Origin of the sequence: Luteimonas endophytica (assembly GCF_029887875.1) — a bacterium.
Taxonomy (GTDB): Bacteria; Pseudomonadota; Gammaproteobacteria; order Xanthomonadales; family Xanthomonadaceae; genus Luteimonas; species Luteimonas endophytica.
In genome coordinates this window covers 37,438-53,727 of the sequence record NZ_JARXRM010000013.1, presented here as the reverse complement: position 1 = coordinate 53,727, position 16,290 = coordinate 37,438, and the positions used below count along the sequence as shown (strand labels likewise).

Annotated in this window: 13 protein-coding genes and 1 pseudogene; 10 read left to right on the top strand and 4 right to left on the bottom strand. The window is 70.1% G+C overall.

The features are described 5' to 3' along the window. The 3 genes and pseudogenes from QFW77_RS03010 to QFW77_RS03000 all read left to right on the top strand — a co-directional run. Positions 1 to 1,223, top strand: a pseudogene (locus QFW77_RS03010) (hypothetical protein); the annotation flags it as partial. Positions 1,224 to 1,486: 263 nt separating this feature from the next. Next, on the top strand, positions 1,487 to 3,823 hold the full coding sequence (locus QFW77_RS03005; protein ID WP_280572789.1) for a DUF642 domain-containing protein: 2,337 nt from the start codon (positions 1,487 to 1,489) through the stop codon (positions 3,821 to 3,823). 115 nt (positions 3,824 to 3,938) lie between these two features. Further along, the gene (locus QFW77_RS03000) at positions 3,939 to 5,756 is read left to right on the top strand and encodes a GEVED domain-containing protein (RefSeq protein ID WP_280572788.1); all 1,818 of its coding nucleotides are present in this window, start codon (positions 3,939 to 3,941) and stop codon (positions 5,754 to 5,756) included. A 196-nt stretch (positions 5,757 to 5,952) separates the two neighbouring features. Here the strand turns inward: QFW77_RS03000 and QFW77_RS02995 are convergent, their stop codons facing one another. Continuing rightward, positions 5,953 to 6,171 carry a hypothetical protein gene (locus QFW77_RS02995; protein ID WP_280572787.1) on the bottom strand — a complete coding sequence of 73 codons (219 nt, stop codon included), beginning with the start codon at positions 6,169 to 6,171 and terminating at the stop codon, positions 5,953 to 5,955. 60 nt (positions 6,172 to 6,231) lie between these two features. Here QFW77_RS02995 and QFW77_RS02990 point away from each other — a divergent pair, with 60 nt between their 5' ends. The 3 genes from QFW77_RS02990 to QFW77_RS02980 all read left to right on the top strand — a co-directional run bounded on the left by QFW77_RS02990 (position 6,232) and on the right by QFW77_RS02980 (position 8,995). After that, the gene (locus QFW77_RS02990; RefSeq protein ID WP_280572786.1) at positions 6,232 to 7,008 is read left to right on the top strand and encodes an SDR family oxidoreductase; all 777 of its coding nucleotides are present in this window, start codon (positions 6,232 to 6,234) and stop codon (positions 7,006 to 7,008) included. Between the two features lie 81 nt (positions 7,009 to 7,089). After that, a complete protein-coding gene (locus tag QFW77_RS02985) occupies positions 7,090 to 7,611 on the top strand; it encodes a YdeI/OmpD-associated family protein (protein WP_280572785.1) in 522 nt (173 codons plus the stop codon). A gap of 256 nt (positions 7,612 to 7,867) precedes the next feature. Beyond that, a complete protein-coding gene (locus QFW77_RS02980; RefSeq protein ID WP_280572783.1) occupies positions 7,868 to 8,995 on the top strand; it encodes a class I SAM-dependent methyltransferase in 1,128 nt (375 codons plus the stop codon). Between the two features lie 57 nt (positions 8,996 to 9,052). Here QFW77_RS02980 and QFW77_RS02975 read toward each other — a convergent pair whose 3' ends face one another. Then, positions 9,053 to 10,561 (bottom strand): bifunctional AfsR/SARP family transcriptional regulator/alpha/beta hydrolase, encoded by a 1,509-nt coding sequence (locus tag QFW77_RS02975; RefSeq protein WP_280572781.1) that lies wholly within the window; start codon positions 10,559 to 10,561, stop codon positions 9,053 to 9,055. A 173-nt stretch (positions 10,562 to 10,734) separates the two neighbouring features. Between QFW77_RS02975 and QFW77_RS02970 the strand changes: the two genes are divergently transcribed. Together QFW77_RS02970 and QFW77_RS02965 are read left to right on the top strand one after the other, a co-directional pair. Next, on the top strand, positions 10,735 to 11,805 hold the full coding sequence (locus QFW77_RS02970; RefSeq protein ID WP_280572780.1) for a homocysteine S-methyltransferase family protein: 1,071 nt from the start codon (positions 10,735 to 10,737) through the stop codon (positions 11,803 to 11,805). Between the two features lie 244 nt (positions 11,806 to 12,049). Next, the gene (locus QFW77_RS02965) at positions 12,050 to 12,823 is read left to right on the top strand and encodes a sterol desaturase family protein (RefSeq protein ID WP_280572776.1); all 774 of its coding nucleotides are present in this window, start codon (positions 12,050 to 12,052) and stop codon (positions 12,821 to 12,823) included. A gap of 46 nt (positions 12,824 to 12,869) precedes the next feature. Here the strand turns inward: QFW77_RS02965 and QFW77_RS02960 are convergent, their stop codons facing one another. Beyond that, positions 12,870 to 13,442 (bottom strand): TetR/AcrR family transcriptional regulator, encoded by a 573-nt coding sequence (locus QFW77_RS02960; RefSeq protein ID WP_280572774.1) that lies wholly within the window; start codon positions 13,440 to 13,442, stop codon positions 12,870 to 12,872. Positions 13,443 to 13,568: 126 nt separating this feature from the next. On the opposite strand from QFW77_RS02960, the gene QFW77_RS02955 reads away from it, so the two are divergent. Together QFW77_RS02955 and QFW77_RS02950 are read left to right on the top strand one after the other, a co-directional pair. After that, positions 13,569 to 14,597, top strand: coding sequence for a hypothetical protein (locus QFW77_RS02955; RefSeq protein WP_280572773.1), 1,029 nt, complete (start codon positions 13,569 to 13,571; stop codon positions 14,595 to 14,597). Beyond that, positions 14,594 to 15,598: a saccharopine dehydrogenase NADP-binding domain-containing protein gene (locus tag QFW77_RS02950; RefSeq protein ID WP_280572771.1), complete on the top strand. Its 1,005-nt coding sequence runs from the start codon at positions 14,594 to 14,596 to the stop codon at positions 15,596 to 15,598. The genes QFW77_RS02955 and QFW77_RS02950 overlap by 4 nt, the downstream gene beginning before the upstream one ends. Before the next feature lie 49 nt (positions 15,599 to 15,647). Here QFW77_RS02950 and QFW77_RS02945 read toward each other — a convergent pair whose 3' ends face one another. Next, positions 15,648 to 16,265, bottom strand: coding sequence for a glutathione S-transferase family protein (locus QFW77_RS02945; RefSeq protein WP_280572770.1), 618 nt, complete (start codon positions 16,263 to 16,265; stop codon positions 15,648 to 15,650). Between the last annotated feature and the right edge of the window lie 25 nt (positions 16,266 to 16,290).

The following is a 16,290-nucleotide window of genomic DNA, read 5'->3' as shown; positions in this document are numbered from 1 at the left end:
CCGGCACGCTGGGGGCGCTGCGCTACACCCACCGCTTCGGCACCGCGCTGGACGTGTTCGGCACCGCCCAGCTGACGCTGGACGACGACGGCGGCAACTACGCCGACAACGACGCCTACAGCCTGGGCGCGCGCTACAACTTCGCCAACCTGTCGAACATCGGCGCGGAAATCACCACCGGCGACCGCGGCGACGCGGCCACGGTCAACGGCGAGTACCGGCTGAGCCCGCAGCACAGCTTCTACGGCGGCTACACGTACTCCACCGACAGCACCGAGTACCACTCGCTGTTCAACCCCAACCGGCAGAACGGCTGGACCTTCGGCCAGCGCTGGCGGCTGTCCAACCAGGTCAACCTGTTCAACGAGAGCCAGTTCCTCAAGACCCGCAACGAGTCCGGGCTGGCGCACACCTACGGCATGGACTTCTACCCGGCGGTGGGCTGGAACCTGGGCTTCACCTTGAGCGACGGTGAGCTGACCAACAGCGCCGGCAATCAGGTCGACCGCCAGGCGGTGAGCATCAGTGGTGGGCGCACCTCGCAGGCGACCGACTGGCGCAGCAAGCTGGAGTGGCGCCGCGACGGCGGTGCCGAGCGGCGTACCCAGTGGGTGAGCACCAATCACCTGGCGCACAAGCTCAACGAGAGCTGGCGGCTCGCTGCAAGGTTCAACTACGCCGACACCGACGACGAGCTGGATCCGGCGGCGGGCGCGAAGTTCATCGAGGGCAACTTCGGCTTTGCCTACCGGCCGTGGGACAGCAGCCGCTGGGGCCTGTTCGGGCGCTACACGTACCTGTACGACCTGGCCACCCTGGGCCAGGTGGGCGGGGCGCAGTACGACCAGAAGAGCCAGGTGCTGGCGTTCGAGGGCGTGTACCGCATCGACCAGCACTGGGAGCTGGCGGCCAAGCTGGCCCGGCGCGAGGGCGAGGTGCGGTTCGGGCGCGGCACCGGGGCCTGGTTCGACTCGGCAACCACCTTCGCTGCCGGCCAGGTCCGCTACGAGCTGCGCGAGAAGTGGCATGCGCTGGCCGAATACCGCTGGCTGGACGTGAAGGACGGCGGCACCAGGCAGGGCTTCCTGGTCGGCGTGGACCGCGACCTCAACCACTACTTCCGCATCGGCGCCGGCTACAACTTCACCGATTTCAGCGACGACCTGACCGACTTCGACTACGACCACAAGGGCTGGTTCGTCAACTTCGTGGGGAGCTATTGATGCCGATTCGGGAGGCACGCACGCCGGTATGCACTGCCCTCCGTACCGTCATAACCGTCGTTCCCCACAGGCGGGAAGCGCCTTAAAACAGCCTGAAAGGCTGGTCACCCATGGACATATGTGCAGAACCTGACATGCCGGACATCGACTAAATGCGATTCACCATGGCCTCATCCTCCATCGCCATTCCCGCCTCCGCGGTCACTTCCGCGAAAGCGAGAACCCAGGGGCTTGCGTGTCGAGTCCGGTCCGTCGGTCTCGCGATGCGCTACATCGCAGCCTTCGCCGCGCTGGTGCTCTGGAGCGCCGCCGCACAGGCGCAGGTGCAACGCAGCTTCATCAACCTGGGCTTCGAGCAGCCAGCGCTCGCGCCCGACAACTGCTACATCATCACCAGCTCGGCCGACGTGCCCGGCTGGGAGACCACACATTCCGTCAATGCGCGTGCCGGCACCTGCACCAGTCCTGCGGGCAGTGCGGGGCCTTCGATCGAGCTATGGCGCAACCTAAACGGAAACGCGCCCCGGACCGGACTCAACCACGCCGAGCTCAACGCCTTCGAAAACTCGCGCATCTACCAGTCCGTGTGCCTGGCCAGCGGTGAGGTCGTGGACTGGCGGTTGAGCCATCGCGGCCGCGGCGGCACGGACGTGATGTCGTTCAACATCGACTCGGTCGCCAACCAGATCGTCCGTACATCGACGTCGGAGACGGGCGCCGGCACAGTGGTCGCGGGCTCCTGCGGTTCCGGCAGTGTCGGCAGTGCGAGCTGCGATGCGCCCGCGACGGTCGGCACCTGGGCCGACTACGGTGGCAGCTTCGTCTGGAACGGCGCCGCCGGCGTCCACACGTTCGGCTTCGAAGCGATATCAACGGGCAACGGCAATCAGGCGGCCGGCAACTTCCTAGACCAGATCGTCGTGATCCTCAGGCCCTACGTCGAATTCTTCCCGGCCACCGCGTCCACGGCGGAGGGCCAGGGATCCACCGGCGTGCCGGCGTTGCGCGTCACCGGCATCATCGAGGCCGCGTTCGACGTGCAGGTGGCGATCACCGGAGGCACCGCAACACTGGGGAAGGATTTCTCGGCACCGGGATCGACCTTCAGCGTCACCATCCCGGCCGGCGATTACGGCACCGGCCAGGACTTCCCGCTGCCGTTGTCGGTCATCGACGACACCGACATCGAAGGCGACGAGACCGTCACGCTGGCCATCGTCGAGGATCCGACGAACTACGTCGTCAGCAGCACCACAACCTGTGGCGGGCCCGCGAACGCCGAACTCACTTGGGAGATCATCGACGACGACGTCGACCTCGCCATCACCAAGGACGATGGCCAGACGGCCTATTCGCCGGGCGGCACGGTCGTCTACGAGATCGTCGTGACCAACCTCGGCCCCGTGGGCGTGCTGGGCGCCCAGGTCGGCGATCCACTGCCGGACGGCATCACCGATGCAAGCTGGACCTGCACGGACGACGGCGGCGGCACCTGTGGCGCCGCGAGCGGCACCGGCGCGATCGCCACCACGGCGGACCTGCCGGCGGGCGCCTCGGTCACCTATGCCCTGACCATGACGGTCCCGCCCGGCTTCGGCGGTGACCTGGTCAACACGGCCACGGTGGACGCGCCGGCCGGCATGACCGACGCCGACCCCGCCAACAACACGGCCACCGACACCAACACCGAGTTCACGTCTCCGCCCGGCCCGAACCCGAGCGTGTGCAACATCGCCGACAACGGCTCGTTCGAATCACCGGACATCCAGAACGATCCGGAAGGCCCGGGCGACAATACGGCCTATGTAAACGGCTTCGCGATCTGGCGAACGACGACCAATCCGATCAGCGGCTGGGAAACCGTCGCCGGCACCATCGACATCCTGCGCCATTTCAACAACGCCAGTAATGGACTGCAAAGCATCGACCTCTGGGGCACGGCGGCGGCAACGATACGGCAAACATTCACCGGCCTCGTCCCGGGAGCCCAGTACACCTTCTCGGTGGACTATTCCGGCCTCTCGGCGGCCAATTCGATTGCCGTCATCCAGTTGGGCAATGGCGTCGGGGCGGCGCCTGTCACCCTCGCGACGCTCCAGCCGTCTGCCGATGCCGTCAGCAACGGGAATGCCGGCATACCGGCAACGCCATCGTATTCGGTGACCTGGGGTACCTACCGGCATACCTTTGTCGCGACCGGTACGGAAGCGACGGTCCAGTTCGTCAACAACACCGCTCCCTCAGATTTCAATACCGGACTCTTCATAGACAACTTTTCCTTTGCCGGCGACCCTTGCGCCGACTTGGGGGTCGTGAAAACCGCTACGCCGGAGGAGGTAAGGTCGGGCGAAGCGGTGATCTATACGATGCAACTCACCAACAACGGCCCGGATCCGGCGAACGGCGCGATCGTGACCGACCCCGGCGTACCGGACAGCCTGGAGTGCACCGCGCTGACATGTGCGGCCGACGCCGGTGCGACCTGCCCCGCCGCGCCGACGCCGGCGCAGCTGGCGGCCGGCCTGCCGATACCGACCTTTCCGGTTGGCGGCACCGTCACCCTGGAACTGACCTGTACGGTGACCGCGACGGGATTGTGAGCGGAAGAATTACGAGAACGAGAGGGAGCGCTTGCCGGAGCAGGCATGCAGGCCGCAACTGGAAGTGAAATGTACAGCAAGGACGACGATGTCCTTGCAGGGGATTGATGCAGCAATGAGCATGAAGGCAACGAGCCGCCCGGGCCATCGCCGCGCAACCACGGGCGCCCAACGCGGCAGGCGCAACGTCATTGCGCTCCTGCTGGTGGGATTGGCGGTCCTGCTCGGCACCGGGCCGGCGTTCGCGGACGAGTTCTATTTCTCGCGCACGCGCGCAGCCGTGGATGCCGAACAGGGCGCAACAGGCCTGTTTCTGTGGAACGACGCGACCGGCGCACAAGGCCAGATCGGCGGCGACGGCACCTACCTGCGCCATGTCACCGACGGGCCCTTGCCGGTCGATGGCCTGGCAACCGATTTGTCGGGCAATCTCTTCGGCTTCGCGATCGACGAGGCTTCCACCGGGGGCTTCATCCCCTGGGACCCCGCCACCGGATGCACGGCGAACCAGAGTTCGAGGCTGGTTTCCATCGATCCGACGACCGGTGTAGTTTCCTACGTCGGCCCCTGGCTCACGGGTCGCCATATCAATGGCGCCGCTTTCGATGGCCAGGGCCGGCTGTGGGGCCTGGATTGCACTTCGGACAGTGTCGTCCAGATCGGCCCGTCCGGAACCGTCGTGGGAACTCCCATCGCCGTCGGTCTTGGTGCGGCGTCGACTGCGTCCGACATCGACTTTGCCGGCAATGGGATGGGGATCATCGGCTATGGCGGGCTGCAGTTCCGGGTTTTCGATCCGGATGCCGGCTGGGTCGCGGCCGTTCCCATCGCGGCCCAGAACAATGGCTTCGACGGCGCACTGGTACCACCCTACACAATCTCCGGCATTGCCTTTACGAGCCATCTCGCCGCACGCAACGGCAGCCCGCAGGCCGATGCCTGCCGGTTGAACGTGGTGGAAGGTCGCGGCCTCGACGAGTTGGGGCATGCCAACGATCCGTTCTTCGCCAATCCCGTGGTCGCCTACAAGGAAGCCGATCAGTACGATCCACCGAACAGGCCGGCGGGTTTCTACAATGGCGGTCCAGGCGACGCGGCGCGCGTCGGCGGCCCGGCGTTGGCCGACTGCTTCTACGACTGGGGCGATGCACCGGACAGCTACGGCACCCTGCTCGCCAGCAACGGGGCCCGGCACGCGATCGTTGCCGGCAGCCCCTATCTCGGCGCCGACCTGCCGGACTTCGAGGTCGATGGACAATCGAGCGCGGGCGCCTCCGGCGACGATCTGACCGGGGTCGACGACGAAGACGGCGTGCTCGTTCCAGCCTTGCTGATCGGCATGAGCGCCCAGATCGACGTGACTGCAGGCAACGTCGGCGCGGGCGCGCTGCTGCAAGGCTGGATCGACTGGGCGGGCGATGGCAGCTTCGCCGAACCAGGCGACCAGGTGCTAGTGGACGCGGCGGTCGCCCCGGGCGCCAACGCCTTCGACATTGCCGTGCCGGCAACGGCGACAGCCGGAACGACGCTTGCGCGCTTCCGGATCGCCAACCAGCCGGGCCTGGGGTTCCTCGGCTTGGCCGACTCCGGCGAAATCGAAGATCACCAGGTCGAGATGGCGGTCGCGGAGACCGACTTGGCCATCGTGAAGACCGCAACGCCCCAGACCGTGGCCTCGGGCGACGAGGTGGTCTACACGATCGAGGCGACCAACGGCGGTCCCGATGCCGCGGACGGCGCCATCCTGACGGACCCCGGCGTGCCCGGCAGCCTGGAGTGCACGGGACTGACCTGTTCGGCTGTCGGCGGGGCGGTGTGCCCCGGCGCGCCGACCCCGGCGCAACTCGCCGCGGGGCTGGTGATCCCGACCCTGCCCACTGGCGGCAGCGTTAATCTCGAGCTCACCTGCACGGTCACCGCGACCGGATTCTGAGCCGAAGGGGATCGGGCGGCTCCGTGCAGGTGCGGCCCACCCGCGGCAGGAGCGGATCATGGCCGCGAAGGCCGTGGGAGCGTCGACCCGGCAGGATGATGGCAGGCACTGCGACTTGTCCGGGATCGCTACCCGCGCCGTTTTCTCCCCTGCATGGCACGCTCCTGCGGAAAATCGGCGCGCCCCGGGCGTCCGGCTACGGTGATTCGTTTTCCCGCCGTCGGCTCTCCTCGGCCTCGCGCACGGTGCCCCCGACCGCGCGGGCGCGGTCCTGGGGGGCCTGGATGGCATCGCGCAGCTGGGTGGCCTGGGGCTCGGGTTGTTCGTCGGGCAGCGGCTGCTCCGGTGGCGTGCAGGCGCCGCAGGCCAGCGCCAGGCCGGCAACGGCGAATGCGGCCGGGATGCGTCGGGTCATGTGCGCTCCTCACGTGGGCACCGGCGCTATCCTACTCCCAGCTCAGACACAGGCCCGGCCATGGACCCGCACCGCTGGCGACTCGACGGACAACTCGCCCTGGTCACCGGCGGCAGCGCCGGCATCGGCCGCGCCATCGCGCGCGAACTGCTCGGTTTCGGCGCCCGTGTGGTGATCGTGGCCCGCGACGGCGACGCGCTGGAGTCGGCCCGCGAGGAACTGCTGGAGGAGCACCCGGACGGCGAGGTGCGCGCACTGGTCGGCGACGTGGCCGACGAGGAGCAGCGCCGCGAGGTGCTCGACTGGGTCGAGGACCAGGGCGAGGGCCTCAACATTCTGGTGAACAACGCCGGCGGCAACCTCACCCGCGCGGCGAACGACTACACCGACGAGGAATGGCGCGAGATCTTCGAGGTGAACCTGTTCAGCGCGTTCGAGCTGTCGCGCTACGCGTTTCCGCTGCTCACCCAGCACCCCGGTTCGTGCATCGTCAATGTAGGCAGCGTGTCCGGCATGACCCACGTGCGCTCCGGCGCGCCCTACGGCATGAGCAAGGCCGCGCTGCACCAGATGACCCGCAACCTCGCCGTCGAATGGGCAGAGGACGGCGTGCGGGTGAATTCGGTGGCGCCGTGGTACATCCGCACCCGCCGCACCTCCACCAAGCTGGCCGATCCCGACTATCTCGACGAGGTGCTGCTGCGTACCCCGATGGGGCGGGTGGGCGAGCCGGAGGAGGTCGCCGCCGCGGTGGCGTTCCTGTGCCTGCCCGCCGCCGCCTACATCACCGGCGAATGCATCGCCGTCGACGGTGGCTTCCTGCGCTACGGGTTCTGATCGGGAAGGGGCGGAACCGCGATGAAGGGACCGCAACACCGGCCGGCGCCGCGACGGGCGACCGGGCTGCGATTTCGTGCGGTGGTCCTGCTCGTCGGCATCAATCCGTACGTTCCGGTCACGGCCGCGCAGGCGGCGAAGCTCAAACAGCATTGGCGCGGGCCGATGCCGGTGCGCTATCGCATCGACGGCCGGCCGCGCACCCCGTGGCGCATCAACATGATGCCGTACGGCGATGGCTCCTTTTGCCTCTACCTGCACGCCGCCGCCCGCGCTGCGGCCGAAACGCAGGTCGGCGACGAGATCGAAGTGGAGCTGACGTTCGACGACGCCTACCACGCTGGCCCGGTCGACCCGATGCCGGCATGGTTCGAGGATGCTCTGTCTCTCGACCGTGCGGCAGGGGAGGCCTGGGAGGCGCTGACGCCGAGCCTGCAGAAGGAGATCCTGCGCTATTTCGCGCGGCTGAAGTCGCCGCAGGCGCAGGAGCGGAACCTGCACAAGGCGCTGCATGTGCTGGCCGGCGGGGAGGGCCGGTTCCTGGCGAGGGACTGGCGCGCCGGGCGCGTCGTCCAGGCGCGGGCCCGGCGGCAGACCGGCTGACGTTTCGCCCGGGGGTGCGGATGCGTGTCACGAGGTGCGCGGGGCTCGCGCGGGACCGCACGGTGGTCGCAGCCGGGAAGCAGGCGAATGAAGGCGGCGTATGCGCACTGCGCGTCGCCCGCCCGGGTGGGTCGACGGAACCGGGGCATGCGTGCGTTTTCCAACGGAATTCGTACGCCCACCACAACGCCGGTACCAACGGCCCGCTGCCAGGGTGGCGGCTCCGGCGTATCCGCCTTTTCCCCCGAGTTTTGCCATGCAATCGATCAATCACGCCCATGCTTCGACCGGTGCCCCTTCCGGCGCCGCCCGGAGCCCCGTTTCCACGGGAATCGACGAGGACCGGCTGCACGCCTTCATCGGCCAGGTGCTCAACGACCTCGGCGGCGCCTACAGCGCCACCCTGGTCACCCTGGGCGACCGTCTCGGCCTCTATCGCACGCTGCGCGACCAGGGCCCGGCCACGCCGGCCGAGCTGGCCGCGCGCAGCGGCTGCGCCGAGCGCTACCTGCGCGAGTGGCTGTCGCACCAGGCCGCCTCCAGCTACCTGGCCTACGACCCCGCGAGCGGGCGTTTCGCCCTCCCCCCCGAACAGGCGATGGTGTTCGCCAACGAGGACAGCCCGGTCTACCTGATGGGCGGCTTCGAGATGGTCGGCAGCCACGTGCAGAACCAGCCCAGGGTGGCCGAGGCCTTCCGCAGCGGCGATGGCGTCGCCTGGGGCGACCAGGGCGCGTGCATGTTCTGCGCAGTGGCGCGCTTCTTCCGCCCCGGCTACGAGCACAACCTGGTGCAGAGCTGGCTGCCGGCGCTCGACGGCGTGGTCGGCAAGCTGGAGCGCGGCGCCAGCGTGGCAGACGTGGGCTGCGGCCACGGCCATTCCACCCTGGTGATGGCGCGCGCGTTTCCGAACTCCAGCTTCGTCGGCTTCGACTTCCACCCCGACTCGATCACCGCCGCCAATGCGCACCGCGACGCCGAGGGCATCTCGCCCGAGCGCGTGCGCTTCGAGGTGGCCACCGCCAAGGACTTCCCCGGCCGCTACGACCTGGTGACCTGCTTCGACTGCCTGCACGACATGGGCGACCCGGCCGGTGCCGCCGCGCACGTGCGCGCGGCGCTGGCCGAGGGCGGCAGCTGGATGATCGTCGAGCCGATCGCCGGCGACAGCCTGGTCGAGAACCTCAACCCGGTCGGTCGCCTGTACTACGCCGCCTCGACGATGATCTGCGTGCCGACCTCGCTGGCGCAGGAAACCGGCGCCGCGCTCGGCGCGCAGGCCGGCGAGAGGCGCCTGGCCGAGGTGATCCGCTCCGGCGGCTTCGGCAGCGTGCGCCGCGCCGCCGAGACGCCGTTCAACATGGTGCTGGAGGCGCGCGCCTGACCTCGCCCGGCGTGCGCTGCGCGCATGCGCGGCCAGTGCCGGGCGAACGTTCCGCGCTCAATGCGCGGCCAGGAACCGGTGGATGCACGCGAGCATGTGCGCATGCGCCGGCTCCCGGTCCAGCGGCAGGTGGCTGTCGCAGTCCAGGGTGACCAGTTCCGCCTCGCGGATGCCCGAGGCCAGTGCCGCGCCCTGCTCGATCGGCACGCGCTGGTCGCCGCGGGCGTGGATCACCAGGGTGGGGGCGCGCACGTCCGCCAGGCGGTGGCGCACGTCGATGGTGGAGAACGCCTCCAGGAACCGCACCGCGTTCTCCGCCGAGGCGGTGCGCCGCTGGAACTCGTTGAACCAGTCCAGTTCCTCCGGGGTGCCCTTCGGGAAGAAGCTGTGCGAGAAGATCTGCCGGTAGGCGGGATTGTCCTTGCCCCAGCCGTGCCGCACCAGGGTGATGGTGGCTTCGCGTTCGGCGATGACCCGGGCATCGCCGGCGATGCGCCAACCGTTGGCGTAGCCGCCGATCAGGACCAGCGCGCTCACCCGTTCCGGGTGCCGCGCCGCGTACTCCACCGACACCGCGCATCCCTGCGACACCCCCAGCAGCGGAAAGCGCTCCAGACCCAGTCCGTCCACGACCACCTCCAGATCGCTGACGAAAGCGTCGAAGCCGATCTCGTCCACATCCCACTGCGACAGGCCGTTGCCGCGCTCGTCGTAGCGCACCAGCTGGTGGTGTTCCGACAGCGCATGGATCAGCCGGCCCCACAGCGGACTGTCCCAGTCCAGTTCCAGGTGGTTGAGCCAGTTGGCGGTCTTGACCAGCGGCGGACCCGCGCCGGTGCAGGCATAGGCGATGCGGGCACCGTCGGGGGCGATGCGGTAGCGTACCGTCTGCGGCAGCGCTGCCAGCCGAGCGTCGGCGGCGCGGCGCGCCGGCGGCACGACCGCGGCCGGGGGGAAAGGCGTCGACGGCCGGGCCAGCGCGGGCGCAGTCTCCGCTGGCAGCGCTCCGGCACTGCCCGGCAGTGCCAGCTCCGCGGCGCGCTGGAACAGCAGCGCCTGCGCCGCGTCCACGCCTGGGATCCGCGCCGCGCGCGAGAGCACCGTGGCGCGAATGCGGTCGGCGACCAGGCGCTCGCTGGCCAGCCACAGATCGAACTCGGCGCTGCGCGGCACGTCCAGGCCCAGCAGCGGCGGCTCGAGCGCTTCGCCGGCCAGCGCCAGCAGCTGTGCCTCGTCGACCGGACCGGTCGTGGCGGCCGCCATCTGCTCCAGATCGGTTTCGACACCGCTGGCCACGCAGGCGACGTGCTCGCGGCTCGCCTGGATCCAGTGGGCCTGCTCCCCCAATGCCTGGCGCAGCTTCGACAGCGACCAGCGCAGCGCCGCGCGCGGATCGTTCGGCACGTCCCAGAACATCTCGCACAGCTGCTCGCGCCGCCACGGCCTCGCCGAGCGCAGCAGCAGGAACAGCAGCGCGCGCGTCTTGCGCGAGGCCGGCAATGGCACCGGCACGCCGTCGCGCAACAGCGCGGGTTCACCGCAGAAACGAATGCGTACAGCGGACATGGGCGCCGCCTCCGGGGTCGCGACCGGCCGGCCACCCCCCGTTCCAACGCGGCAGGCGCTCGCGTCCGGTCATTTTCGACGCGCGCCCGGGCGTTTTCAACGCCGGCTGCCACGGCCGCGCCAACGGTCGCGGCCCAGCATGGCCGGTTCCCCCGCTACGCAAGAGCACGGCCATGCAAACAGACCCCCGGATCCACACGCTTTCCACCGGCGCCGCCGACCTTCGCGCCGGGCCTGCCGCCAACCAGCCCCTGGCCGGCGCCGGGCGCGCTCACCACGCCGGCACCCGCCTGCCGCAGCTGCGCGGCGGCACCTATCTCACCGACGGCGGCCTCGAGACGACCGCGATCTTCCATCACGGCATCGAGCTGCCGCACGGCGCCGCGTTCCTGCTGCTGCGCAACGCCGACGGCCGCGAGTGGCTGCGCAGCTATTACCGCCGATACCTGCGCATCGCCCACGCCACCGGCAGCGGCTTCGTCCTCGAGACCCCCACCTGGCGCGCCAGCAGCGACTGGGCCTGGCGGCTCAATGTCGCCTACGTGGAGCTGGACGCGCTGAACGCCCGCGCCGTGGCGCTGATGCGCGAACTGGCGGCCGAGTACGATCCGGCCAGCGCGCGGCTCGTGGTGAGCGGTTGCGTCGGCCCGCGCCGCGACGGCTACGCGCCGGACCTGGCGATGACCGCGGCACAGGCCGAGACCTACCACCTGCGCCAGCTGGCGGTGTTCGCCCGCGCAGGCGCCGACCTGGCCACCGCCATGACCATCACCAACAGCGCCGAGGCGATCGGCATCGCCCGTGGCGCGCGCGCGCTCGGCCTGCCGGTGGTGGTGTCCTTCACCGTCGAGACCGACGGCCGCCTGCCTACCGGCCAGCCGCTGGGCGAGGCGATCGCCGAAGTCGACGCGGCCACCGCCGCCGCGCCGGTGTACTACATGCTCAACTGTGCCCACCCCGACCACTTCGCCGCCACCCTGGACGCCGGCGGCGGCTGGGTGCGGCGGCTCCGCGGGCTGCGCGCCAATGCCTCCTGCCGCAGCCATGCCGAGCTGGACCAGGCTCCAGCCCTGGACGACGGCGACCCCCGGCAACTCGGCCGCCAGTACCGCGAGTTGCTGCACCGTCACCCGCACATCAACGTGCTCGGCGGCTGCTGCGGCACCGACCACCGCCATCTCGAGTGCATCGCCAGCGCCTGCACCCACCCGCCCCTGCGCCGAACAATGGACCGCATCGCATAGATGCGGCACTTCCTCCCGTAGGAGCGGCCCCTGGCCGCGAAGCCGCGGAGTGCGCCGCTCAACTGGACGGTGATTCCGGCCGTGGCGGCATCTCCGTGGATCGCAACCCGCGTCGGCTTTCGCGGCCATGGGCCGCTCCTACCGCCCTGGCGCGCTCTCACGGCCAGGGCGCGCTTCTCCAACCGCGACGCGCTCGCAGGAGCGCCCGTTACCGAAGAACCCCTCCTTCCCCGGACCGCCCGACATGATTCCCTGCCTCGAGATCCTCGCCCTCGCCATGCTCCCCGCGTTCCTGGTCCTCGACCTGCTGTACGGCCACCGCCGGGCGCCCCGCAGCCGCTGGTGGCGCCTGCGGGGCCTGCTGGTCAGCGCCTTCACCATTGCCCTGTCGATGGCCGTCGCCCTCGGCTGGGGCCACCTGCTGGCCGGCCGCAGCCTGTTCGACCTCTCCGGCCTGGGCCTGTGGGCCGGCGCCGCGCTCGGCGTGCTGGTCTACGAGTTCGGCCACTACTGGTATCACCGCACCGCCCACCGCAGCCCGCGGCTGTGGCGCGCCAGCCACCAGATGCATCACAGCGCCGAGACCCTCGACGCCTTCGGCGCCTACTACCTGCACCCGATCGATACGCTGGTGTTCACCACCATCCAGAGCGTGGTGTTCTTCCCGCTGCTGGGCGTGGCGCCGGAAGCGGGCGCGACGGCGGCCGCCTTCCTGGCGTTCAATGCGGCGTTCCAGCATGCCGACCTGCGCACGCCGCGCTGGCTGGGCTGGTTCATCCAGCGCCCGGAAAGCCACCTGTTGCACCACCAGCGCGGCGTCCATGCGTACAACTACGCCGACCTGCCGCTGTGGGACATCGTGTTCGGCACCTTCCGCAATCCCCCCGCCGGCTACCACGCCGCCACCGGCCTGGGCCATGGTGCGTCGGCCCGCCTCGGCGACCTGCTGCTGGGCCGCGACGTCGACCGCACCTCCGCCGCCGCCGCCGAGTCCGCCATGGCCGAGGCCCGCACCTAGCCGGGGCGCGATGTGACTGGCCGCGCAAGCACGCCGCCGGCAATGATCAATCCTTGATCGCCCGCTGGATCACCGCGGCCAGCGACTGTGCGGCACGGTCCGCATCGACGCGGCCGCGGGTCAGATCGCGCGAGATCGCCTCGCCGGCGCCGACGATGCCGACGCAGCGCAGCTGCAGTTCGTCCGGGGGAAGTTTCGAGAACGGCCGCAGGGCCTGGTGGTAGAGGTCGACGTAGCCGTCCAGCAGCTCCTGCTGCACGGCCTCCATGGCCGGGTCGCCCTTGAGCGCGGCCGTGATCGCGTGCCACTCCGGACCGATGGTGGAATAGCAGGACATGTAGGCGTCGCCCATCACCCTGGCCACCTCGCCGATCCTGCGCGGAGTGCGGGCCAGTGCGCTGCGAAAGGCGTCGGCCTGGCGGGCGTCGATGCGCCGGTACAGCGCCAGCAGCAGCCCGGCGCGGGTGCCGAAATGCTCATAGGCCACCGGCTTGGTGACGCCGGCGCGTTCGGCCACCGTGGCCAGGGTGAGCGCGTCGGCGCCCTGTTCGGCCACGATCGCCATGGCGCTCTCCAGCAGCTGCTCGCGGCGCGCGTCCTTGGAAAGTCTCTTGGCCATGGGCGTCCTCGCTGGGTGCAGGGGAGGGGTTGCCAGTTTAACCTACTAGAGGTAAGTTACCTTTAGTAGGTTAGGCCCGGTTCGGCGTGGTCCACCTGCTCCCCCCCACCTCCCAGGACTGCTCCCGTGACCTCTCCCCAGGCTCCCGTTCTCCTCGTCGGCGGATCCGGCGTCGTCGGTTCACAGGCCGCCCGCGCGCTGCGCAGACTGCAGCCGCAATTGCCGCTGGCGATCGCCGGCCGCGACGTGGCCCGTGCCGCGACCATCGCCGGCGAGGTCGAGCCGGCCATCTCCATAGCCACGGATCTCGCCCTGCCCGGGCTCGGGCTCGGGCTCGCCGACGGGCAGCCCTTCAGCGCGGTGGTCGTGTTCCTCAAGGACCACGCGCTCAACGCGATGCGCTTCGCCCAGGCGCGTGGCATCCCCTTTCTCAGCCTGTCCAGCGGCGCCTTCGAGATCGGCCCCGAGGTGGCGCAATACGTGCACGCGCCGCACGCGTCTGCCGTGCTGCTGGCCAGCCACTGGCTGGCCGGTGCGGCGCTCTTCCCGACGCTGCACTACGCCGCGGGCTTCCAACGGGTCGACGGCATTCGCATCGGCGTGCTGCTGGACGAGCACGACATGGGCGGCGCCGCCGCCTGGGCCGACTACGAGCGCATCACCAAGGTGGCGCCGGCGGCGCTGGCGGTGGCCGGGGGCCAGTACGTGTGGCGGCGCATCGACGAACACGGCAGCCGCTATACCAGCGTCGACGGGGTAGTGCTCGACGCGCAGCCGTATTCGCCGTTCGACATCGCCAGCCTCGGCGTGGCGACCGGCGCGCGCGAGGTGCGGCTGGACCTGGCCTACAGCGTATCGGCCAGCCGGCGCCGGGGTGGGGCGTTCTCCACCGAAATTGTCATCGAGATCGAGGGCGAGACCGATACCGGTGCCGTCGAAGCGCGCCGCTACGAACTGGTCCACCCCGAGGGTCAGGCGCCGCTGACCGGGCTGCTGGTGGCGCTGGGCGTGGAGCGCCTGCTCGGCCTGTCGGGCGCGGCCGCCCCCCCGCCGGGGCTGTACTTCCCCGAGCTGCTGCTGGCGCCCGGCGACGTGGTGGCGCGGATGCGCGAATTCGGCACCTCCTTCGCCGGCCCGGCCGGAGTCGCGGCGTGACCGCGCCGGTGTTGGTGCTTGGCGGCTACGGCAGCGTCGGTTCCAAGACGATCCGAATGCTGCGCAGGCTGCATCCCGAGCTTCCGGTCACGATCGCCGGCCGCGACCTGGCGAAGGCCCACGCGTTGGCGGCGGAACTGGGGCACGCCCGCGGGGCGCCGTTGGACCTGACGCGCGAAGATCTCGGGTTGCCCGAAGATGGAGCGCACTCGCTGGTGCTCACCGCGGTGCGCGATCTCTCCCTGCGCAGCCTGCGCTTCGCCCAGGCCCGTGGGCTGCCCTATGTCGCGCTGTCCGACGGCGTGTTCGAACTCGGCCCGACGGTGGCGCAGTATGCGCAGCGTCCGTCCGCCTCGGCGGTACTGCTGCTAGGACACGGCATGGGCGCGGTGCCGATGATGTCGGCGCTGGAGCTGGCGGGCGAATTCCGGAGCGTCGAGGCGATCCAGGTCGGGCTGGTGTTCGATCCGGAGGATCCGCTGGGCCCGGCTTCTGCGGTCGACATGGACCGGATCGCGAGGATCGGCCCGGCGCCGCTGCTGCGCGAGCGTGGAAGCTGGGCCTGGGCCGGCGAGGCGTCCGCGGCGCGCGAGTTCACCGGCGTCGACGGCAGGCGCCATGCCGGCACCGCGGTCGGCCTGGTGGACGTGCTGGGCCTGGCATCGGCCGGCGCGCCCGAGGTGCGCGTGGACCTGGCGGAGGCGCCCACCGCCTCTCGACTCGCAGGCGGTGCGGTCTCGCACGAGGTGATCGTCGAGATCCGCGGCGACCACCGCCGGCGCGGCCGGGGCCGCTACCGCCGCGAACTGGTGGATCCGGAGGGTTACGCGTTCCTCAGCGCCCGCGGCATCGCGCTCGCGATCGAGCGGATGCTGGGCCTGGATGGCCGGTCGGCACCTGCACCGGGGTTGTACTTCCCGGAGACATTGATGGCGCCGGCTGGATTCATGCAACGGCTGCGCGCGCTGGGCGTATCGCCCGGGAAGACCCGATCGAACTGAGTAGTGGGCAGGCAGGACTGCGCTTTTGTCGACATCCGCTTCGGCGTGGTCAGTCCTGCGTCTCGCCCGACAGCGGCGTGGCGCGCATCGAGTCTCGCGCGAGGAAGGCTTCGAACCAGTCCGTCAGCCGCGGCCGTCCGTCGCGGAAGGCCGGCAGGCCACGGAACGCCAGCCAGTCCAGCGCCGTGGCCAGCGCGACATGACCCACGTGCAGCGGCCCGTCGAGGTCGAGTTCGCGCTCGAGCCAGTCGTAGCTCGCCGCCAGCTTCTGGAGGTAGCCCTCGCGCAGCGGGGGATAACGCAGCGCCTCCGGCCGGCGCACCGTTTCCCAGCGCACCGCGATGCCCGCATCGCACAGGCCCTGGGCGATGGCCTGCACCCGCAGCGCCTGCCAGCGGGCTTCGCCCTGTTCCGGAATCAGGGGCGCCCGGTCGTGCAGGGTGTCGAGGTACGCGCAGATCACGTCGGAATCGAAGATCGGCGGCAGCCCGGGGCGCAACAGCACCGGCACCTTGCCGAGCGGGTTTTCGGCGAACACCGCGTCGTTGCGCCGGGTCGGGCTGGTCTCGTGGTGCAGCACCTCGAGGCGGCCGGCCAGGCCGGCCTCGTGGGCGAATACCAGCGCCTTGCGGGCGTAGGGAGAGTGGGTCTGGTAGAGCAGTTTCATGGCGTTTCCCGGGGTCTGTTGGAGG